The sequence below is a fragment of the Hymenobacter guriensis genome (assembly GCF_015773195.1).
Lineage (GTDB): Bacteria > Bacteroidota > Bacteroidia > Cytophagales > Hymenobacteraceae > Hymenobacter > Hymenobacter guriensis.
Genome location: NZ_JADWYK010000011.1, coordinates 99,236 through 120,250, shown reverse-complemented (window position 1 = coordinate 120,250; position 21,015 = coordinate 99,236). Strand labels below are relative to the sequence as shown.

Annotated in this window: 13 protein-coding genes; 6 read left to right on the top strand and 7 right to left on the bottom strand. The window is 62.6% G+C overall.

Going from position 1 to position 21,015, the window contains the following annotated elements; translation table 11 throughout:
• The first annotated feature begins 109 nt into the window (after positions 1-109).
• The gene (locus tag I5L79_RS16895) at positions 110-3,994 is read left to right on the top strand and encodes a metallophosphoesterase (RefSeq protein WP_196956249.1); all 3,885 of its coding nucleotides are present in this window, start codon (positions 110-112) and stop codon (positions 3,992-3,994) included.
• Positions 3,995-4,042: 48 nt separating this feature from the next.
• On the top strand, positions 4,043-5,149 hold the full coding sequence (locus I5L79_RS16890) for a DUF6268 family outer membrane beta-barrel protein (protein WP_196956248.1): 1,107 nt from the start codon (positions 4,043-4,045) through the stop codon (positions 5,147-5,149).
• A gap of 315 nt (positions 5,150-5,464) precedes the next feature.
• On the opposite strand, the gene ppk1 is transcribed toward I5L79_RS16890, so the two are convergent.
• The 4 genes from ppk1 to I5L79_RS16870 all read right to left on the bottom strand — a co-directional run bounded on the left by ppk1 (position 5,465) and on the right by I5L79_RS16870 (position 10,153).
• Positions 5,465-7,549: a polyphosphate kinase 1 gene (gene ppk1, locus I5L79_RS16885; protein WP_196956247.1), complete on the bottom strand. Its 2,085-nt coding sequence runs from the start codon at positions 7,547-7,549 to the stop codon at positions 5,465-5,467.
• Between the two features lie 27 nt (positions 7,550-7,576).
• A complete protein-coding gene (locus I5L79_RS16880) occupies positions 7,577-8,074 on the bottom strand; it encodes a SixA phosphatase family protein (RefSeq protein WP_196956246.1) in 498 nt (165 codons plus the stop codon).
• Positions 8,075-8,323: 249 nt separating this feature from the next.
• Positions 8,324-9,658 carry a GTPase HflX gene (hflX, locus tag I5L79_RS16875; protein WP_196956245.1) on the bottom strand — a complete coding sequence of 445 codons (1,335 nt, stop codon included), beginning with the start codon at positions 9,656-9,658 and terminating at the stop codon, positions 8,324-8,326.
• A 141-nt stretch (positions 9,659-9,799) separates the two neighbouring features.
• Complete coding sequence (locus I5L79_RS16870) at positions 9,800-10,153, bottom strand: c-type cytochrome (protein WP_196956244.1); 354 nt, start codon at positions 10,151-10,153, stop codon at positions 9,800-9,802.
• A gap of 107 nt (positions 10,154-10,260) precedes the next feature.
• Here I5L79_RS16870 and I5L79_RS16865 point away from each other — a divergent pair, with 107 nt between their 5' ends.
• Together I5L79_RS16865 and rfbC are read left to right on the top strand one after the other, a co-directional pair.
• On the top strand, positions 10,261-11,379 hold the full coding sequence (locus I5L79_RS16865) for a glycosyltransferase family 4 protein (RefSeq protein ID WP_196956243.1): 1,119 nt from the start codon (positions 10,261-10,263) through the stop codon (positions 11,377-11,379).
• A 42-nt stretch (positions 11,380-11,421) separates the two neighbouring features.
• Complete coding sequence (gene rfbC, locus I5L79_RS16860) at positions 11,422-11,964, top strand: dTDP-4-dehydrorhamnose 3,5-epimerase (RefSeq protein WP_196956242.1); 543 nt, start codon at positions 11,422-11,424, stop codon at positions 11,962-11,964.
• 24 nt (positions 11,965-11,988) lie between these two features.
• On the opposite strand, the gene I5L79_RS16855 is transcribed toward rfbC, so the two are convergent.
• The gene (locus tag I5L79_RS16855; protein ID WP_196956241.1) at positions 11,989-13,284 is read right to left on the bottom strand and encodes a UDP-N-acetylmuramoyl-tripeptide--D-alanyl-D-alanine ligase; all 1,296 of its coding nucleotides are present in this window, start codon (positions 13,282-13,284) and stop codon (positions 11,989-11,991) included.
• A gap of 61 nt (positions 13,285-13,345) precedes the next feature.
• Between I5L79_RS16855 and I5L79_RS16850 the strand changes: the two genes are divergently transcribed.
• Positions 13,346-15,607 (top strand): T9SS type A sorting domain-containing protein, encoded by a 2,262-nt coding sequence (locus I5L79_RS16850; RefSeq protein WP_196956240.1) that lies wholly within the window; start codon positions 13,346-13,348, stop codon positions 15,605-15,607.
• A 107-nt stretch (positions 15,608-15,714) separates the two neighbouring features.
• On the opposite strand, the gene I5L79_RS16845 is transcribed toward I5L79_RS16850, so the two are convergent.
• The gene (locus I5L79_RS16845; protein ID WP_196956239.1) at positions 15,715-16,494 is read right to left on the bottom strand and encodes an amidohydrolase; all 780 of its coding nucleotides are present in this window, start codon (positions 16,492-16,494) and stop codon (positions 15,715-15,717) included.
• 300 nt (positions 16,495-16,794) lie between these two features.
• Positions 16,795-17,952: a methionine aminotransferase gene (locus I5L79_RS16840; RefSeq protein WP_196956238.1), complete on the bottom strand. Its 1,158-nt coding sequence runs from the start codon at positions 17,950-17,952 to the stop codon at positions 16,795-16,797.
• A gap of 142 nt (positions 17,953-18,094) precedes the next feature.
• Here I5L79_RS16840 and I5L79_RS16835 point away from each other — a divergent pair, with 142 nt between their 5' ends.
• Positions 18,095-21,013, top strand: coding sequence for a TolB-like translocation protein (locus tag I5L79_RS16835; protein WP_196956237.1), 2,919 nt, complete (start codon positions 18,095-18,097; stop codon positions 21,011-21,013).
• Positions 21,014-21,015 lie beyond the last annotated feature (2 nt).

Genomic DNA, 21,015 nt, shown 5'->3' with positions numbered 1-21,015 from the left:
ACAAGCATCAACGCAGGCGCTGCCGGGGCCGTATCCTGTCAGAGCCGGACCCGTTGGTAGCCTTCCCTTCGCGCCGGGTTGCTCCCGCCCGCCGTATCACCCTTTGTCTATGAAGATATTTTCCGCCTTTTGGGGTCTGGCCCTGCTGCTTGCGGGCAGCGCGGCGCCCGCCTGGGCTCAGAAAACCCAAACGCCGCATCCTACGCGTCCCAACTATCGGGGCGTGGGTAAAAACTGGGAGCAGCAAATTCCGCCCGACACCTCGCGCATCCGCTACTCGGTGTTTCTGATTGGGGATGTAGGCGCCCCCGCCCTTGACTCGGTAGGTGAGCCTTCCCTTAATTTCCTGCGGCGCCAGATTCTGGCGGCGGGCTCGCGCAGCACCACCATCTTCCTGGGCGACAACATCTACGAGTACGGGATGCCCGAAACCAAGGCCCTGGACCGCAAGACGTCGGAGAAGCGCATCATCGCGCAGCTCAACACCATGCGCAACTACGCCGGCGAGAAGTACATGATTCCCGGCAACCACGACTGGAAACAGGGCCTGAAAGGCAGCGTGGACCAGGTGAACCGCGAGCAGCAGTTCGTGGAGGACTTCATGCAGAAGGACTCGGCCGCCTTTGCCTACACCGGTGACTTTTTCATCCCGCGCGACGCCTGCCCCGGCCCGTTTGAGGTGCGCCTGCAGGACGACATCGTGATGATTGCCATCAACTCGCAGTGGTTTCTGCAAACCAACGAGCGGCCCTACGGCAGCAACAGCGGCTGCGGCGTAGAGGACGAAACCGACTTCTTCTCCCAGCTCGAAGACGTAATCCGGCGCAACGCGGGCAAGAACATCATGGTGGTGGCCCACCACCCGCTGTACTCCGACGGCATCCACGGCGGCTACTTCACCCTGGCCGACCATTTCTTCCCGCTCAGCATCGTTTATAAGTACGCGTTTATTCCGCTGCCCGTCATCGGCAGTATCTACCCCTTTGCCCGCAAGTATGGCGGCGTCAGCCAGGATATTCCGCACCCGCTCTACCAGCAGTACAAGAAGGGCCTGCTCGACATATTTGCCAAGTACCCCAACGTGGTGTACGCCGCCGGGCACGAGCACAACATTCAGTACTTCAAGGAAGGCAACCTGAGCCACATCGTGAGCGGCTCGGGCTGCAAAACCCAGCACGTGAAGCCCGGCGACGGGGGCGACGCCCTTTTCTCCGACAAGGAGAAAGGCTTTGCCCGCGTGAACTACTACAACAACGGCGAGGTATGGGTGGAGTACTATGTGCCCGAAGACAAAGGCGAAAAAGGCCGCTTAGTGTTCCGCACGCCCATGTACGCCCAGCAAACGGCTGTGGTCGACAGTTTGGCCAATGCGGGCAAAGTAAACCGCCCGGCCTTTGCTGATAGCACCAAAACTCTGGCCGTGAACCCGCGCTACAGCAAGCGTGGCGGTTTCCATAAAACCCTGTTTGGGGAGCATTACCGCGAGGAGTGGGCCACACCTGTGGCGTTTCCGGTGCTGGACCTGGCTACGGAACGCGGCGGCCTCACGCCCTACAAAACGGGTGGTGGCAAGCAAACGGCTTCCCTGAAAGTGCGCAACGAGGAAGGCCGCCTCTACACCCTGCGCAGCCTCAACAAAGACCCCGCCGCCGTACTGCCCGAGGCCCTGCGCGAAACGGCCGCCAAGGACATTCTGCAGGATCAGATTTCGGCCCAGCACCCGTATGCCTCCTTCGTGATTCCGCCGCTGGCTACGGCCGCCGGCATCCTGCACACCAACCCCACGCCCGTCTACATTCCCCGCGACCCGCTGCTGGGGCCGTACGTGGACCGTTTTGCTGACATTCCGGCCGCTATTGAGGAAGATGCCAAGGACGACCAAAGCAACGTGGAAAGCCTGGGCAACGCCACCAACCTGGTGGGCACCGATAAAGTGCTGGAGCGCCTGCGTGATGACAACGACAACCGCGTTAACGAAAAGGCCTTTGCCCGTTCCCGCCTCTTCGATATGTGGATTGGCGACTGGGACCGGCACGAAGACCAGTGGCGCTGGGCTGAGCGCAAGGACAAGGATGGCGACCGGAAATTCACGGCCGTGCCCGAGGACCGCGACGTGGCCTTTTTCAAGGGCGACGGGCTGCTACCGTACCTGGCTTCGCGCAAGTGGGCCATCCGCAACTTCCAGAACTTCGGCAAGGACTACGCCGACTATAAGGGTCTTAACCTCACGGCCCTGGCCAACGACCGGACCTTCCTGGCTTCAGTGAGCAAGAACGACTGGGTGAAGATTGCCCAGGAAATGAAGGCCAGCCTCACCGACGCCATCATTGACTCGGCCCTGCGCGACAACTGGGCGCCCCAGATTTACCGCTTGCACGGCCCCGAAATTGCCGCCAAGCTCAAGAGCCGCCGCGACCTGCTGCCCCAACTGGCCGCCGACTACTACGAGGTGCTGGACAAAATAGTGGAGGTGAAGGGCTCCGACAAGCGCGAGCAGTTTGAGGTGCAGCGCCTGCCCGGCAACAAAACCCGCGTCACGGTCACCAAAATCAATAAGGAGGGTGAGCGGAGCAAGCAGCTCTTCGATAAGACCTTCGACGGCGACGTGACCAAGGATATCCGCATCTACGGCTTTGCCGGCAACGACGTGTACCGCGTCACGGGTGAGTCGAAAAGCGGGCCGGTGGTACGCATTATCGGCGGCATAGAGCGCGACTCCATCACTGATAACTCCCGCGTGGGTGGGCTGGGCCACAAAACCCAGATCTACGACGCCGACACCAGCAACGTCATCAACGTGGGCAAGGAAGCCCGCCTGCGCCTGGAGCCCGGCACCGAAGTGAGCCGCTACGACCACCCTAACCGCGCCGACCGCAAGGACTACAAGCTGCCTTACTTCGGCCCGGCTCTGTACTTCGGCTACAACATCGACGACGGCCTGTTTGTGGGCGGCGGCGCTACCTACCGCACCTACGGGTTCCGGCGGGAGCCATTTGCCACCGAGCAGACGCTGGCCGCCAACTACGCCCCCAGCCGCAAGGCCTACAACGTGCGCTACACCGGCACCTTCACCGACGTCATCGGCGACCTGAACCTGAACATTACCAGCCAGCTTTACGGCCCACAGCTGCTGTACAACTACTTCGGCAAAGGCAACGACACCCGCAACGTATTGCTGGACTCCGACGATGACCGTATTACCAACCGCGACATCAACGAAACCTACCGCATCCGCTTCTCGCGCTTCAACTTTGCGCCGATGCTGGAGAAAGACGTGTTCAGCTTCCTGAAGTTTGGCTTTGGCCCGCAGTACGACCAGTGGCGCATCAGCCGGGAAGACCTGGGCCAGCAGATTCAGCAGGGCATCGATGAAGGCTACACCGGCGCTGCCTCGGGCATCCGCCCTTCCGATTTTCAAAACAACCGCTACCTCGGCGGCAAGGCTTATCTGAACCTGGATGCCAGCTCCTCACCCAAGAACCCGCGCATTGGCCTGCGCTGGTACAACTCGGCCGAGTACAACCGCCAGCTCAACGGCGAAAAGCTGCAGTATGGCCGTCTGGCCTCGGAAGTACGCTTCTACCTTTCGCCCAACTTCCCCTTCCAGCTCACCTGGGCCGGCCGCATCGGGGCCAACCGCAACCTGGGTGACTACCGCTTTTACCAGGCCAACACGCTGGGCGGCACCACCAACCTGCGCGGCTACCGTCGCACCCGCTTCGCCGGCCGCTCTTCGGTGTACGCCAACGGAGAAGTGCGCGTGCAGCTGTTCACCTTCAATGCCTATCTGGTGCCCGGCAAGTTCGGCATCTTGGGTCTGGCCGACGCAGCCCGCGTGTATAGCTCCCAGGATAAGCGCACCGGCCTGAAAGCCTTCCACACGGCCGTAGGCGGTGGGGTATGGGTAGATGTGCTCAAGCAGGCCGTTATCAACGCTACCTACTCCGTGGGCGAGGAAAACCTCGTCTTCGTGGGCTTCGATTTCCTCTTCTAATGCCTGGGGCCGGCCAGGTGGCTAGCCCCGCTCTTTTGCTTGCCTGCCATGATGTTTTTAGTTGCCCCGCGAAGTCGCCGACGCTTTTCTGCCTTCCTGACCGCTGGTCTGCTGACGGCCGGGCCGCTGGCGGTGGCGCAGGTGTACCCGCCTCCGGCTCCGCCGGCCTCCGATACCGTGGCGGCCGACCAGGTGGGCCGCGACCAGGAATTTGCCACGCCCTCGGTGGTAGGCATGGGCCCGAGCAAGGGCCTCGTGTTCCACTACGAGCGGATGCCGCGCTTCAACGTAGCCTCCGACAGCAAAGTGGGCACCCTGACGGACTACAAGGGCGAGGCCACGAAAAATGCCCGCCTCATCATCAAAGGCTACATTCCGTTTCTCAACCGCCCCCACCTGAAGGTGGTGATGGGCATCAACTACGAGCGGGAGGAGTTCCAGTTTGCGCCCTCGGCCAACTACCAGCTCTACCAGAATATCGAAGACAAGGGCCTGAAAGTACTGGGCGCTCAGCTGGCCGTTATCCGCCCCGTGAATACCACTAACTGGTATTTGTTTCGGGTGAAAGGTGAGCTGAACGGCGACTACACATCCTCGGAACTGAGCATCAAGGACTACCTGAAGGTGTCGTCGGAGTTTGTGTACGGCTGGAAGCGCAGCCCGCAGTTTTCCTGGGGTTTGGGTTTGCAGCTGGGCTACACCTTCGGGCGGCAGAGCATCTACCCGGCTCTGCTCTACAACCGCACCTTCAATGACAAGTGGGGCGTGGAGGCCCTGTTTCCGGCCCGCGTAACGGTGCGCCGCAACCTTTCCGACCGGTCCCTGCTTTTTGCCGGCTACTCCGTGGATGGCCTCAGCTACAACATCAAGCTGCGTGAGCCAATCACCAACGACGAGGGCCGGCAGCTGCGCACCCTGGAGCTGCGCGAAACCGAGGTGCGCGGCCGCCTGCGCTGGGAGCGGGAAATCTACGACTTCCTCTGGTTTGGCGTGGAAGGCGGCTACCGCTACAACTACGCCTTCGATGCCTTCGACCGCAGCAACAACGACCGGCGCAAAATCATCGACTCCAAGCTGGCCAACGCCCCCTACGCCAGCCTAGAGCTGTTCATTGTGCCCCCGCGCAAATTTTTGAACAAGACGCTTAATAAGTAAGCTGCTCGTCAGGAAAGCCAGGCATCTAAAAAGGCCCGAAGAACTATTCTTCGGGCCTTTTTAGATGCCTGTGACCAGCTTATGGCCTTCCGCCAGTAACTTCCACAACCCCTAAAACGACTTCCGGATTCCCACTAATGACTTCCGCAGCCTCGGCAGGAGTTTCCGAACATTCACCAACGACTTTCGGACATTCGCTAACGACTTCCGAAGCCTCGCCAAGAGCTTCCGAAGCCCCGGTAGTGACTTCCGGGTGCTCCCCGGCAGGTGCCGGGACAAGAGAAAGCACGGTGGTCCGACGCTGTGCCCTGGCGCCTAGCGCCGGCGGGTGCTGCGCTTTTTCAGGTAGGCGTAGGTGGCCGTTTGCGCCTGGATGCGGGGCGCCTGGGTATCGTCGTGGCCGATGAAGTGGTTGTGGAAGTCGCGGGACTTCACGTTGTCCTGGCGCTGGAGGTCCAGCAGGTCGCGCACTTCCTGGCGCACCGCGGGGTCGTAGAGAGGGAAGGCCACTTCCACGCGCCGGTCAAGGTTGCGCACCATCCAGTCGGCGGAGGCCACGTACACTTTCTCCTCGCCGCCGTTGCCAAATACGTACACCCGCGCGTGCTCCAGGTAGCGGTCCACAAGGCCCCGCTGGTGCAGGTTCTCGCTCTGGCCCGGCACCTGGGGCACCGCGCACGAAATACCCCGAATCAGCAGCTCCACCCGCACCCCAGCCTGGCTGGCATCATACAGGCGCTGAATCATGCTCTCATCCTGCAGGGCGTTCAGCTTGAGAATGATGTAGGCGTCGTTTCCGGCCTGAGCCTGGCGGATTTCCTCGTCGATGAGGGCAATGAGCTTTTCGCGCAGCTCAAATGGGGCCACGAGCAGGTGCTCGAACCCGGTTTGCGGCACCCGGTCCACGAAAAACCGGAACACGCGGCCTACCTCGTGGGTCAGCCGCTCGTCGGCGGTGAGCAGGGCGTGGTCGGCGTAGATTTCACTGGTTACCTCGTTGAAGTTGCCGGTACTGAGCATGGCGTACTGGCGCGAACGGTCGTTTTCGACGCGGGTAATGAGCACCAGCTTGCTGTGTACTTTCAGCTCGGGCACCCCGTAAATGACGTTGGCGCCGGCGCGCTGCAGCTTCTCGGCCCACTTGATGTTGGATTCCTCGTCGAAGCGGGCCTTCAATTCTACCACTACCGTCACCTGCTTGCCATTTTTCACGGCTTTCAGCAGGGCCTTGGCTACCTCGCTTTTGTCGGCCACCCGGTACAGCGTGATGCTGATGGCGGATACCGCCGCGTCCTGGGCGGCTTCGCGCAGCAGGCGCAGCACCAGATCGTAGCTTTGATAGGGAAAGTGCAACAGGTGGTCCTGCTTGGCAATGGCATCCAGGAAGGAGCCGGTGCGCGGCAGCGTGGGATGCCTGAGGGGGGGCTGGTTCGGATACTTCAGCTGCGGCAAACCCAGGTCGGGAAAGCCGAAAAAGTCCCGGAAATTGTGGTAGCGGCTGCCTTCCACCAATTCACTTTTGTCGATGTTGGTTTTCTGCTGCACGGCGCGCAGCACCTCGCGGGGCATGGCCGGGTCGTAGAGCAGGCGGGCGGGGTAGCCGGTTTCGCGCTTCTGCAGGCTGCTCTTGATTTTGGCCAGCAGGTTGCCCGAAACCTCTTCCTGAATATCCAGCTCGGCATCCCGGGAAATCTTGATGGCGTGCACCTGCACCCGCCCGAACCGGGGAAACAGCTCCGCTGCGCAGCACCGAATCACATCGTCCAGAAACATTACGTAGCGCTCCTCGCCCTGGTCGGGCAGGCGCACAAAGCGGCCGCCGTGGCGTTTGGTGGGCAGCTCCATCACCAGCACCCGCTCGTCCTCCTCACCCTTCTTTTTCTGCAGGGGCTGCGTCAGCAAGAAGGTGAGGTACACCGTCTGGTCCTTCAGAAACAGGTGGTGCAGGGTATCGTCAAGGATAACAGGCGACAGCAGATCCTGCACCCGGTCCCGGAAATACTGCTGCACCCACGGGCGCTGCTCGTCGGTGAGGTCGTGCTCGTTGATGAGGTGGATGTGCTGGGCGTGCAGCTCCGGCAGAAGCTGGTTGCGAAACGTGTTGCCGAATTCCTGCTGCTGGCGGCCTACTTCGCGCAGTACGTCATCCAAGTGCTGGGCCGGGTCTTCGCCCAGCTTGGCCAGGGTTTTCTTCTTGAGCTTGAGCAGGCGGCGGATGGTGGCTACCCGCACCTTGAAGTACTCGTCGAGGTTGGAAGAAAAGATGGCCAAAAACTTCAGCCGCTCCAGCAGAGGTACCTGGGGGTTCTGGGCCTCCTGCAGCACGCGGTAGTTGAAGGAAAGCCAGCTTAGCTCCCGGTCCTGGAACCGGGGCAAGGTGGAGGTAGGCTGATGGCTCATGAGGCAGGGGAAAGGGAGGATGGCCGGTTAGCCCCGGTGGTGCTTGGGCGCGTCGAAAAAGTAGTATTCGGCGTTGGTGCGGTCCAGGTTCTGCCAGCGCCCGATGTCGAACTTCAGGCACACCACCGCGGCTGTGGGCATCTCGGGAATGGCGCTGGGCGAAAGCAGGTTGGCAAAGTCGGTGATGGTATTGTTGTGGCCGATGAGCAGCACCGCGTCAGCCTCGTCGGGCAGCTCGCGCACCACGGCCAGCAACTCCAGCGGGTCGGCGCGGTAAATACGCTCCTCTACTTTGATCTGCTCGTGCGGGTATTGTAGCTCCTTGGCTACCAGCGCCGCCGTGCTGAGGGCACGCACGGCCGTGCTGCTCACCAGCAAATCCAGCTGAATCTGGCGCTCGGCCAGGGCGCGGCCCATAGCGGGAACATCGTCGCGGCCCCGGTCGTTGAGAGGCCGGTCGTGGTCGGAAAGGTCTTCGAAGCTCCAGCTGGATTTGGCATGGCGCATCAGGTACAGGGTCTTCATAAGCAGGGCAGGAAAGCGTAGCGCGCTTCTTTACTGCCGACCTTGGCAAATGGTTCTGTATCAACTCAAGATTAACCGGTAAATAAAAAGGCCCGCTGCGGAGCGGGCCTTTTCTGGGTGAGTGAGCTGTGGAATAGGGAGGGTGCATTCCCGTGCTGCAACAACGGGGGCGCTAAGAACGCAATTAATTGGTGATTCCACTACCGCGTAGCGGGAAAAAGCGCGGCTCAGCCCGCAACGGTAGGTCAACTATTGCGTTTCGTTCCAGCCTTCGGCACTCTGGCCGGGAAAGCGCTGCGCGTGCAAAGCCGATACATGCCGCACCAGCAGGGCCCGCAGCTCGTCGATGTTGGTGCGCTCCGTGGCCGAAATGAAAATTACCGGGTCGTGGAGCTTAGCCATGTAGGTGGCCTGGAGCTGCTCCAGCGTGGGCCGGGGCACGTGGTCTTCGTCGGGATTCATGCCTTCGAAGTCGTGGGGCGTGTCGGCCGCGGCGGCATCGTACTGGTCAATCTTGTTGAAAACGAGCAGCATGGGCTTGTCGGCTGCCCCGATATCCTTGAGCGTATCGTTCACCACGGCAATGTGGTCTTCGAAGGCGGGGTGGGCAATATCCACTACGTGCACCAGCAGATCGGCCTCCCGGATTTCATCCAGCGTGCTTTTAAAGCTTTCGATCAGGCGGGTGGGCAGCTTGCGGATAAATCCGACGGTATCGGACAGCAGGAAGGGCGTGGCCTCGAGCACCACTTTGCGCACGGTAGAATCCACGGTGGCGAAGAGCTTGTTTTCGGCAAACACGTCGGCTCGGCTCAGCAGGTTCATAATGGTGCTTTTGCCCACGTTGGTATAGCCCACCAGTGCTACCCGCACAATGCCCGTGCGCGACTTGCGCTGGGTGTGGCTTTGCTTGTCGAGCTCTTTGAGGCGCTCTTTCAGGAAGTCAATTCGTTCCCGCACCACGCGGCGGTCGGTTTCAATTTCGGTTTCCCCCGGTCCGCGCTGGCTTACGCCGCCCCCACGCTGCTTGTCCAGGTGAGTCCAGAGGCCGGTGAGGCGGGGCAGCAGGTACTGGTACTGGGCCAGCTCCACCTGGGTGCGGGCCGTAGCCGATTTGGCCCGGCTGGCGAAAATGTCAATGATGAGCAGGGAGCGGTCCACGATTTTCACCTGCAGCTCGGCTTCCAGGTTGCGCAGCTGCGAGGGCGAGAGGTCATCATCAAAAATGACCATGCTGGTACCGCTGTGTTGCACGTAGGCCTTGATTTCCTCGAGCTTGCCCTCCCCCACAAACGTGCGGATATCGGGCTTTTCGAGGCGCTGCACAAAGCGACGCGTCACCACCGCGCCGGCGGTTTCGGTGAGGAAGGCCAGCTCATCGAGGTATTCCTGGGTGAGGGCATCGGCCTGGCGCTTGTCGGGCACGGCCACCAGCACGGCCGTTTCCTGCTGCCGGGCGGTTTCGTAAGTAGCGTCTTTGTTGCCCTGGGCCAGAATGCGGCCGGCGCGGCCCTTGGCCGTATCCACGGCGCCGGGATGGCGGGTACTGTTTTGGCGACGTTTGGAGGCGGGTTTGTTGGCCATAATGCAGAAGCGGGAAAAGAAAAGAAGCCTGTCAGGCAGCAAACTTCTTACGGGGAAAACAGCAAAGAGATAATGAGGGCATAGGCAACGGCCGCTCTGTCTCCATCAACTGATATTAAGTACGCGTCACCTCATCACGGCTTACTTCAGCGACAGTGAATAGGCAGTTACCTGCTCTATCTGCTCGGGGCTGAGCTGGTTTTTGAAGCCGGGCATGTTGCCCAGGCCGTTCGTGACCATGTACACCCGGCCGGCCTGGTTGAGGTTGCTCTTGGTGAGGTCGTGGGCGCCGTTGAGGCCGCGTTTGTCGTCGGAGCCATGGCAGGGCGTGCAGTTCTGCTCATACAGGGCCTGGCCGGGGGCCAGCACCTGGCCGGCGGCCACCGTGGCATTGGGCTGCCGGCCGGGCTCCTGACCCTGGCAGCCAGCCAGCAAAGCCGCGCCGAGCAAGCCAGTGAGCAGAAAAGAGCGGGGAGTACGCAGAGAAGACATCATATTGGCAGCAAACAACGTAACGCGGCGCAAAATAACCGAAACTACGCCGCAAGGCCGGCCGAGCCGCCCGCAACGCCTACCTTTGCGCTCCGAACTCTCTCTGCTGCATGCGCGTCGCCATTGTCATCAATACCTCCTGGAACATCTGGAACTTCCGCCGCAGCCTGGTGAAAGCCCTGCAGGCCGCCGGCCATGAAGTGCTGGCCATAGCCCCGCCCGATGCCTACTCTGAGCGGCTGGAAACCGAGCTGGGCTGCCGCTACGTGCCTATTCTGATGGAAAACAAGGGCACCAACCCGGCCAAAGACGCCCTGCTCACGCGCCGGTTCTACCAGATCTACCGGCGCGAGCGGCCCGATGTGGTGCTGCAGTACACCATCAAGCCCAACATCTACGGCACGCTGGCCGCCAAGCTGGCCGGTATTCCCAGCGTCAACAACGTATCGGGCCTGGGTACGGTGTTCATCGTGAAAAACCTGGTGAGCAAGGTCGCCCTTGGGTTGTACCGCTTTGCATTCAAGTTTCCGCGCCGCGTGTTTTTCCAGAACGACGACGACCGGCAGCTGTTTCTGGATCATGGCCTGGTGCAGAAAAGCATTACCGACTTGTTGCCCGGCTCCGGTATCGACACCGCTGCCTTTCAGCCCGCCACCACCTTTCAGCGTCACCAGCCTTTCACCTTCCTGATGATTGCGCGCGTGCTCTACGAAAAAGGCGTGGAAGAGTACTTTGAAGCTGCCCGTCTGGTGCGCGAAGCCATGCCCGGCACCCGGGTTCAGCTGCTGGGCGGCATTGATGAAAGCGGGGGCGTAGGCGTGAAGCGGGCCGTATTTGAGCAGTGGCTGCAGGCCGGCCACGTGGAGTACCTCGGCACTTCCGACAACGTGGCGGCCCACATTGCCCAGGCCGATTGCGTGGTGTTGCCCAGCTACCGCGAAGGCACGCCCAAAACCCTGCTGGAAGCCGCCGCCATGGGCAAACCCATTGTAACGACGGACGTGCCCGGCTGCCGCGAAACCGTGGTAAACGGTGTAAACGGCCTGCTCTGCCAGGTGCGCAGTGGCCCCGACCTGGCCGAAAAAATGCTGCAGGTACAGCGCATCCCTGATGCCGGGCTAGCCGAAATGGGCCGCGCCAGCCGCCAGTTGGCCGTGGAGAAGTTTGATGAGCAGATTGTGCTCGATAAGTACCTGCGCGTGGTGCAGGAAGTAGGCCGGCGCCCCTGATTTTTAACTTTTCTGTTTGATAGTTTTCTCTTACTGGCTGGTATGGAGTTTCGGTATTTTGATATTCCTGGCGTGGTAGAAGTGCTGCCGCGTGTGTTTGGCGACGTCCGCGGGGCCTTCTTCGAATCGTTCAGTGAGCAGCGTATGCGCGAGGCCGGCATCGTGGGCGAGTGGGTGCAGGACAACCAGTCGCGTTCCGACCGGGGCGTAGTGCGGGGCCTGCACTTTCAGAAGCCGCCCCACGCCCAGGCCAAGCTGGTGCGCGTAGCCGCCGGCCGCGCCCTCGACGTTATCGTGGATATTCGCCGCGACTCGCCCACCTACGGGCAGCACGTGGCCGTGGAGCTGGATGCCACCCGCTACAACATGCTGTATGTGCCCGTAGGCTTTGCCCACGGCTTCGCGGCCCTGGAAGACAACACGCTTTTTCTCTACAAGTGTACCAACTACTACGCCCCCCAGGCCGAAGGCGGCCTGCTCTGGAACGACCCTGCTCTGGGCATCCAGTGGGGCGTAGAAAATGCTACCATTTCCGCCAAAGACCAAGTACTTCCCCTGCTGGCCGATCTGGACAGCCCGTTTTAACCACAGATTGCGCGGATCCGTGGTTTAAAGCAACTCTACCAGCGTTTCCAGACCCATGCCACGGGAGCCTTTCACTAGGATCTGCTGACTCTGAGGCGTGTTGTGTGCCAGCCAAGCAGCGGCTTCGGCTTTGGTAGGGAAGTGGTGGAAGCCGGGGCGGCGGGCGGCGGCTATTTCGGCGCCACACAGCACCACCGAGCCAAACCCGTAGCTGGCTAGCTGCTCACCCAGCGCGTGGTGCTCGGCCGCACTTTCCGGGCCCAGCTCAAACATGTCCCCCAGTATCACCATTTTGCTGCTGAGCGCGCCGGGGCGGCCAGCAAAGCTGGCCAGGGCCGCTGCCATGCTGCTGGGGTTGGCGTTATAGGCATCCAGCACTAGCTCGTTGTGCTCAGTGCGCACCAGCTGGGAGCGGTTATTGGTGGGCGCGTAGCCGGCCAGAGCGGCCGCAATATCATCCGCCGGTACGCCGAAATGGGCGCCCACGGCAGCGGCGGCGGCCAGGTTCAGGAAGTTGTAGCCCCCGTTTATCTGAGCTTCAACTGGAGTACCATCAAACAGGCGCAGCACCACATGCGGCGCCGCGCTAAGCAGCTCGGCCGGATAGGTGTCGGCCAGGCCGGGGTAGGTAATCTGTTGCGCCACAACCTGGGCACGTTCCATCACCTTCGCATCGGCCGTATTTACGAAGGCCGTTCCTTCGTGCGCCGCTAAGTACTGCCACAGCTCGCCTTTGCCCCGCGCTACGCCCTCAGTGCCGCCAAATCCTTCGAGGTGAGCCTTTCCAATGTTGGTGATGAGCCCGTGAGTGGGTTCGGCAATGCCGCAGAGCAAGGCAATTTCGCCCTGGTGGTTGGCCCCCATTTCTACAATGGCCACCTCGTGCTCCTGCGGCTGGATGCTGAGCAGCGTGAGCGGCACGCCAATGTGGTTGTTGAGGTTGCCGCGCGTGTACTGCACCCGGTAGCGCCGGCTGAGCACGGCGTGCAACAGCTCCTTGGTAGTGGTTTTGCCGTTGGAGCCCGTCACGGCCAGCACGGGGCCAGTAAACTGGCGGCGGTGCTCCCGGGCCAGCTCCTGCAAAGCCACCAAAGGGTCGGGGGCGTAGGTGTAACGGTCCGGGGACTGGGCGGCCAGCTCGGCATCGTCTACCACCGCAAACCGCGCCCCCTTGGCTAGGGCCTGCGGAGCAAAGTCGAGGCCCCGGAAGCTGGGGCCATTCAGAGCTACGAACAAGGTGCCATTCTGGGGCTGGCGCGAATCGGTGCTGACGCCGGAACTGGCCAGGAAGCGGGAATAGAGAGCAGAAGGCGCGGCCATAAAAAGCAAGGGTGTAACTTCCGGCGGGGCAGCGGTGTTGGCTGCTAAAACCGCCTTCCGAATGATTCGACGCGTAAGACTAGGACTACTTGCCGGGCTGCTGGCCGCCGGCACGCTCGGGGCGCGGGCGCAGCAGGCAGTTAGCTGGGGCCTGGAGTACCAACCGCTGGCAAAAGTAGCACACGGCTCCGAGACGTTGCCCCTGGCCTGGGCCGGTGGCTTCAACGCTCCGCAGTTCTCCTCCATCGACCTCAACCAGGACGGCCAGAACGACCTGTTTGCCTTCGACCGCATGAGCAACCGGGCCACCACCTACCTGAATGTAACCGACGCGGCCGGTCAGCACAGCTGGCAGTACGCTCCGCAGTATGAAGCCCTGTTCCCGGCCGACATGCGCAACTGGGCCCTGCTGCGCGACTACAACTGCGACGGGCGCCCCGACCTCTTCACTCACGCCAACGGTGGGGATATTCGAGTCTACCGCCAGGACGTAGATGCGCAGGGGCAGCTGAAATTTACCCTGGTCAGCAGTCAGCTGCAGTTTTTCAACTCGGCTACCAACAGCGGCAATATCTTTGCCGGAGCCTACGACGTGCCTTCCATTGATGACGTGGACGGAGACGGCAAACTCGATTTGCTGCTCGTGGATTTCGTGTCGACTTCCACCGTGAGCTGGTACCGCAACGTGAGTGCGGCCTGCGGCGGCCTCAGCTTCCGGCTCGAAACCAACTACTGGGGCCGCTTCAACTCCTGCCTGGCTTCCTGCACCAGCTTCGTGTTTGAGGCACAGTGCCGCGCCGCCGCGCCTCAGCACACCGGCGGCTTCGTGCTGACTTCCTTTGACCTGGACGGGGACGGCGACCGGGACCTGCTCACGGGCCGCGACCAGTGCCCCGAGCTGGTGAGCCTCCGCAACGATGGTACCTCCGCGCAGGCCCTGATGAAAAGCGCTGGCCAGAACGCGCAGTTTCCGGCGGGCACCACGCCCGTGCGGCTGCCAAACTTTCCCGGTGCCTACTTCGCCGACGTGACCTTCGATGGCCGCCCCGATTTGCTGGTGACACCCACGCTCATCAACAATGCCGACCAGGTGGCCCTGCGCCAGAGCACCTGGCTTTACGCCAACACCGGCACGGCCGCGGTGCCCGCCTTCACCTACCGCCAGCCCGATTTTCTGCAGGGCCAGATGGTGGACGTGAGCGAGGCCGCCACGCCCGCCCTGGCCGACATGGACGGGGACGGCCGGCTGGATTTGCTCGTGGCCAGCGCCGGCGACGTACCCAGCGGCGGCACCTACCACGCCGCCCTGCACTACTACCGCAACGAAGGCACGGCGCAGGAACCAGTCTTCAAGCGTGTGTCGGAAGACTATCTTGGGCTGGCGGCCAAGGGCTTCACTAACCTGAAACCGACTTTCGCCGACCTCAATAAAGATGGTGCCGTGGACCTGGCCTTCGGGGCTTCGCTGAACGGCACTTCTCGCCTGTGGTATCTGCTTAACCAGGCCGCGGCCGGCCAGCCTGCCCGTTTCGAACTCACCCAACTCAAAGAAGCGGCTGGCCTTGGTAACCTCATTGGCCTGGCCCCAGCCTTCGCCGACCTCAACGGCGACCAGTACCCCGATCTGGTGGTGGGTACCAACGAAATCAGTGGTACCGGGGCCCTGCGCTACTACCGGCAGGTGCCCGGCGCCGAGCTGCAATTTACATTAGTGACGGACGATTTTGGGCAGGTGCGCACCGCCGATGACTATGTGCCTACGAACCTGCAGCCGCTGCTGGTCGATCTGGATGGCGACGGTAAGATGGACTTGCTGACTTCCGATAACTCGGGTGCTGTCCGCTTTTTCGCCGATGTGGCCGCCCAGACCGGCGCCTTCACCGGGCGCACGGATTTGTTTTACCAGCCTCTCACCGGGCAGTATGGCTCGGCCCGCCTGGGCAGCTCCACCAGCCTGCGCCTGGGCCTGGCCGCCGCCGACCTCACCGGCGACCAGCAGCCGGAACTGCTGATTGGGTTGGAGGAAGGGGGCTTGCAAAGCTTCCGCCTCCGCCGCGACGTAGAAACGGCCACCCGGCCCGCCAAAACAACGTTCAGCTTTCAGGTGTACCCCGTGCCCGCTACCGACCACCAGGCTACCGTAGAAACGCCTGTGCCCACCCGCCTCACCGTGCTGGACCTCACCGGCCGAACGGTGCGCACGGTGGTGGCGCTGCGGCGCGTGCATCAGCTGGAACTTCAGGGGCTGGCCAAGGGTGTTTATGTGGTGCGTGCCGAAGCTGCGAATGGGCAGCTGGCTACCCGCCGCCTGGTAGTGCGGTGAGAGGGCTATGAGGAGGAGAGAAATTATGAAGCCCGTCATGCTGAGCGAAGCCGAAGCATGACGGGCTGTAGGGCTTTAACGGATTTGTTACTACTCCTCACTTACACTTACAGCAGGGTGAACGGGTCAGCGTCCTGCAGGGCAGGGAAGCGTCGGCGGTACGCATCCAGCTCGTTGCGACGCAGGGTGCGCGTGATGCTGGTTTCGTGGTTGCCGACTTCTACCAGATACTCACCCTTCATATCCAGCAGAGCCGAGTCGCCGGCGTAGTGCTGGCCTTGGCTGTCCATGCCCACGCAGTTGACCCCGAGCGTGTACGCTAGGTTTTCGATGGCACGGGCGCGGAGCAGCGTCATCCAGGCGGTGCGGCGAATGGCCGGCCAGTTGGCCATGTAAATCAGCAGGTCGTAGGGCTGCTCGGCCGAGTTGCGGCTCCACACCGGAAAGCGCAGATCGTAGCAGATAAGGGGCCGAATGCGCCAGCCGCGCCACTCCTCCAGCAGCAGGGCGGTGCCGGGCGTGTAGGTGTCCTGCTCCCGGGCAAACGTGAACAGGTGGTGCTTGTCGTAGTGGCTGTACGTGCCGTCGGGGCGCACCCAGAACAGGCGGTTGTAGAAGCGCCCGTCGTCCCGCACCATCAGACTGCCCGTCACCACCGAGTCATGTCGGGCAGCCACCTCCCGCATCCAGGCCAGGCTAGGGCCTTCCACCGGCTCAGCCAGCGCCTCGGCTTCCATGCTGAAGCCCGTGCTGAACATTTCGGGCAGCACGATAATGTCCGAGGAAAACGACAGCTGGCTAAGCAGGCGGGTAAGCTCGGCACGGTTGGCCTCAGGCTGATGCCATTGCAGGGCAGCCTGCACGAAAGAAACGGTTAAATCCGACACGGTAAGGAAGTTGAGCAGAGACGAATATGGAGAGGAAGCGGGCGGGCTGTTCACTGATGACCTGAAAAGCCAGCAGGCAATGCAATAGGAGATAAGTGCGGAATTCTTGGATTAAGGTACGTGCGATTCAGAAGATAACAAAGCAGTTGCTTGTTGTCAGTTTCCGGTTGCCAGTTGACAGTAGCCGACCCAAGCCCCAGCTCCCTCTTTCGAAAAGGAGCCGGGGAGCCGGACGTGGAACTGTGCAGTGCCCATGAGGCTGCTCCAACAACAGACAACTAAAAACCAGCAACTGACAGCTCATAACCGGCTTAGCCGCTCAGCTGCTGCCTGCAGGGTTTCGTCGCGCTTGGCAAAGCAGAAGCGGATAAGGCCGTCGTCGTGTCCATCGTGGTAGAAGGCCGACACCGGCACCACTGCCACCCTGGTTTCGGCGGTGAGGCGGCGGGCAAACTCTACGTCGGGTAAGCTCGAAAGCTGCCGGTAGCGGGCCAGCTGAAAGTAGGCGCCGGCCACCGGCAGCAGCTCGAAGCCGGTATCGGTCAGCAACTCCGCAAACAGGTCGCGCTTGTGCTGGTAGAAGCCGGGCAGTTCCCGGAAGTGGTCGGCGTGGGAAAGAACATCGGCTAAGGCGTGTTGGGTGGGCGTGTGCACGGCAAACGTGAGGAACTGGTGCACCCGCCGCACCTCGGCCGTGAGGGCCGGCGGAGCCACGCAGTAGCCCACCTTCCAGCCGGTGGCGTGGTAGGTTTTGCCAAACGACGACAGCACAAAGCTTCGCTCGGCCAGCTGCGGATGCTGCAGGGCGCTGCGGTGCGGCTGCCCGTCAAACACCATGTGCTCATATACCTCATCCGACAGCACTAGTGTATCCGTGTTTTCGAGCAGCGCCGCCAGCGTGTTCCAGTCCTCGGCCGTGAGTACCGCGCCACTGGGGTTGTGCGGGGTGTTGAGCATGATAAGCCGGGTGCGCGGCGTAAGGGCCGCTGCTACCTGGTCCCAGTCGGGCCGGAAGTCGGTGGGGCGCAGGGGCACGTACACGGGTCGGCCGCCCTGCAGCCGGATGGCGGGACCGTACAAATCGTAGGCGGGCTCCAGCACCAACACGTCGTCGCCCGGATGCACCACGGCTGCCAGCACCGCGTACAGGGCCTCCGTAGCTCCGCTTGTGATGGTAATTTCGGTGGCCGGGTCGGGAGCGGGTACCCCGTAAAGCAGGGCGGTTTTGTGGCTGATGGCCTCGCGCAGACGGGGCAGGCCGGGCATGGGCGCGTACTGCTGATGACCGGGCGTGGTGGCGTGCCGGGCCAGGTCCTCCAGCAGCTCCTGCGGCGGGTCGTAGTCGGGGAAGCCCTGGGCCAGGTTGATGGCGCTGTGCTCCTGGGCCAGCTGCGACATCACGGAGAAAATGCTGGTGCCTACGTCGGGCAGCTTGGAGAGAAGGGCAGGAGTGGGCATGCGGGCCGGAAAGAAGGTCGGATAGAGGCCGTAATCTACGCCGAAGAATTTACCCCGACGCCTCCTGAAAACGCCCGCGCTACAAAGTCAAAACCTTGGGCTGCCTCGCCGGAAATGCCGTCAACGCGCTACCTTGCCACCTATGCGCGTGTGGTTCTGGCTTGCTTTCCTTAGTGGTGTGCTGATGGCGGCTCCGGCCGTGGCCCAGCAGTTTCCGGTGCTCAACCAGAATCCGCCTTCGTTGCGCTGGTTTGAGGTGCGCACGGCCCACTTCCGGGTGCTGTATCCGGCCGGCTTCGAGCAGCGGGCCCAGCGCACGGCCCAGCGGCTGGAGCAGGTGTACGAGCCGGTAGGTGCCTCCCTGGGCGTGCGGCCCCGGCCCGTGACGGTGGTGCTGCAAACCCAGAACACCATCGGCAATGGCTTCGTGACGGTGCTGCCGCGCCGCTCCGAGTTCTTCACCACGCCGCCCCAGGACCCGTTTCTGTCGGGCACCATCGACTGGCTCGACCAGCTGGCCATCCACGAGTACCGCCACGTGGTGCAGTACGAAAAGCCCCGGCAAGGCGCGTCGCGGCTGGCGTACTGGCTGTTTGGCTACGGCGGGCTGGGCACTACCACCATCGGCGTGCCCGACTGGTTTGCCGAGGGCGACGCCGTGGGTACCGAAACCATTCTCACGCGCAGCGGCCGGGGCCGCATTCCGGCTTTCGACGTGGACCTGCGGGCCAATCTGCTGGCGGCGCGGCGCTACACCTACGCCAAGGCCGTGGCCGGCTCTTACCGCGACAACGTGCCCAACCACTACGTGCTGGGCTACTTTCTGACTTCCTATGCCAAGCACCACTACGGCCCCGACGTGTGGGGCCCCGTACTGGACCGCTACTACCGGTTCCCGGCTTACCCGTTCTCGTTTTCCAACAGCCTGCGCCGTACCACTGGCCTGCGGGTAGAAGACTTGTACCGCCGCACCCTCGCCGAGCTGGATTCCACCTGGCGACGCCAGACCGCCGCAGCCATGCCTGCGCCAGCCGGTCTGGCCCCGGCGTACTTCGCCACCCAGCCAGAGCGCCGCGTTTTCACCCAGTATCAATATCCACAGTACCTCAACGACAGCACCGTGGTAGCCCTGAAAAGCGGCCTCGGCGACGCGGCCCAGCTGGTGCTGCTGCACCAAAGTGGTCGGGAGCAGCCGCTGCACATGCCGGGCCTGCTCAATCTGCCCGAAATGCTGTCGGTAGGCGGGGGCAAGGTGTGCTGGCCCGAGTACCGCTACGATGCCCGCTGGCTGCAGCGCGTGTATTCCGAGCTGCGGGTGCTGGATGTGGCTACGGGCAAGGTTACGCGCCTTACGCCCCGGGGTCGCTACACCGCCGCCGCGCTTTCGCCGGATGGCACGCGCCTGCTGGCCGTGCGCACCGACGCTGCCTACCGCACCGAGCTGGTAGTGCTGGATGCCCGCACCGGCCAGGAGCTGCAGGTGATGCCCAACCCCGACAACCACCAGCTGCAGCAGCCTCGTTGGAGCGCCGATCAGCGCCGGGCTGTGGTCGTTACACTCAAGCCCGCTGGCAAGGCGTTGGAAGAAATTGACCTGACGACGGGCCAGCGCCGGGAGCTGCTGCCGGCCGCTGAACTCAACATCAGCCACCCCCAGCCCTGGGGCGACTACGTGCTGTTTAACTCCCCGCAGTCGGGCCAGGACCAGGTGTACGCCGTGCATACCGGCACCGGTCAGCGCCTGCAGGTCACCCACGACTCCCTGGGGGCCTACCACGGGGCCGTAGCACCAAACGGGCAGCGCCTGGCGTTTCACGTATTCCGGAGCACCGGCAGCCGGGTGGCCGAACTGCCGCTGAACCCCGCGCTTTGGACGCCCGCCGCCCCCGGCCACGACCCAGCCGCCTACATAGAGCCCGTGGTGCAAACTGATGCCGGCGCCCGGCAGGTAGGCCCCGTACTTCCCGGCGACTCCTTGGTAGCTGTCCCGGACCAGCCGCTAAGCGTGCGGCGCTACCGCCCGGCCGCCCACCTGTTCAACGTGTTCAGTTGGGGCCTCATTCAGTCGCCCTCGGGCAGCGGGCTGAGCGTGGGTGTCCGGTCGCAGGATGTGCTGAGTACCTTGCAAACGGTGGCTGGCATAGGCTACGATCAGACGGAACGCACTGGCCGTGTGTTTGCCACGGCCAGCTACCAAGGCTTGTTTCCGGTGCTCGATGCCACCCTGGAGCGAGGCCAGCGCCGCACTACGCTATTTATTGATCAAGATGAAACCCTGGACAGCCTGCGCCGCGACCAGTGGCAGTACACCAGCCTGACGGTGGGAGCCCGCGTGCCGCTGCAACTCACCCACAACCGCTTCCGGCAGGCACTCACCGTGGGCGCTTACTACACCGCTCAACAAAGCCAGGGCTACGATTTGCCTTACCGTTCCCTGAACCAAGTGGGCCGCAACTCTCTGCATCTGCTGTCCACGTCCCTGTCGTACTACCGCCTGCTCAAGCAAAGCCAGCGGGATGTGGCGCCGCGCTGGGGCCAGACGCTGCTGCTTTCGGCTCGTACCACGCCTTTTGGCCTCGGACTTTCCACTTGGCAACTGGCGGCGCAGGCCAACGGGTACTTCCCGGGTATTGGGCGCCACCACGCGGTACGGATGCGGGCCGGCTATCAGCGACAGAAAGTAGATGCCTTTCCGCTGTCCGGGGCCGTGTTTTTTCCTCGTGGGCAGAGCTACGACAACTTCACTCAGCTGCTGACTGGCAGCGCCGAATACCGCCTGCCCCTGGCCGACCCCGACTGGACGTTGGGCCGCTGGCTGTACGTGCAGCGCGTGGTGGGCGGCGTATTCTACGATGCTGCCCTCGGCGACCTGCCCGGGCGCACCACCGATGGCCGCACGGCAACAGTACAGGAAACCTACCACACCATTGGCGCCGATGTGTCGTTTGTGTTCAATGCCCTGCGGCTGCGCACGCCGTTTGAACTGGGCGTGCGCACCATCTACAACGTGCGGTCGGGCGAGTGGCTTGTGCAGCCGCTTGTGCTGGATATCGGCTTTTAAAT

Coding starts and splice junctions, on each gene's coding strand:
- I5L79_RS16895 (WP_196956249.1), top strand. CDS start 110: ATGAAGATATTTTCCGCCTTTTGGGGTCTGGCCCTGCTGCTTGCGGGC.
- I5L79_RS16890 (WP_196956248.1), top strand. CDS start 4,043: ATGATGTTTTTAGTTGCCCCGCGAAGTCGCCGACGCTTTTCTGCCTTC.
- ppk1 (WP_196956247.1), bottom strand. CDS start 7,549: ATGAGCCATCAGCCTACCTCCACCTTGCCCCGGTTCCAGGACCGGGAG.
- I5L79_RS16880 (WP_196956246.1), bottom strand. CDS start 8,074: ATGAAGACCCTGTACCTGATGCGCCATGCCAAATCCAGCTGGAGCTTC.
- hflX (WP_196956245.1), bottom strand. CDS start 9,658: ATGGCCAACAAACCCGCCTCCAAACGTCGCCAAAACAGTACCCGCCAT.
- I5L79_RS16870 (WP_196956244.1), bottom strand. CDS start 10,153: ATGATGTCTTCTCTGCGTACTCCCCGCTCTTTTCTGCTCACTGGCTTG.
- I5L79_RS16865 (WP_196956243.1), top strand. CDS start 10,261: ATGCGCGTCGCCATTGTCATCAATACCTCCTGGAACATCTGGAACTTC.
- rfbC (WP_196956242.1), top strand. CDS start 11,422: ATGGAGTTTCGGTATTTTGATATTCCTGGCGTGGTAGAAGTGCTGCCG.
- I5L79_RS16855 (WP_196956241.1), bottom strand. CDS start 13,284: ATGGCCGCGCCTTCTGCTCTCTATTCCCGCTTCCTGGCCAGTTCCGGC.
- I5L79_RS16850 (WP_196956240.1), top strand. CDS start 13,346: ATGATTCGACGCGTAAGACTAGGACTACTTGCCGGGCTGCTGGCCGCC.
- I5L79_RS16840 (WP_196956238.1), bottom strand. CDS start 17,952: ATGCCCACTCCTGCCCTTCTCTCCAAGCTGCCCGACGTAGGCACCAGC.
- I5L79_RS16835 (WP_196956237.1), top strand. CDS start 18,095: ATGCGCGTGTGGTTCTGGCTTGCTTTCCTTAGTGGTGTGCTGATGGCG.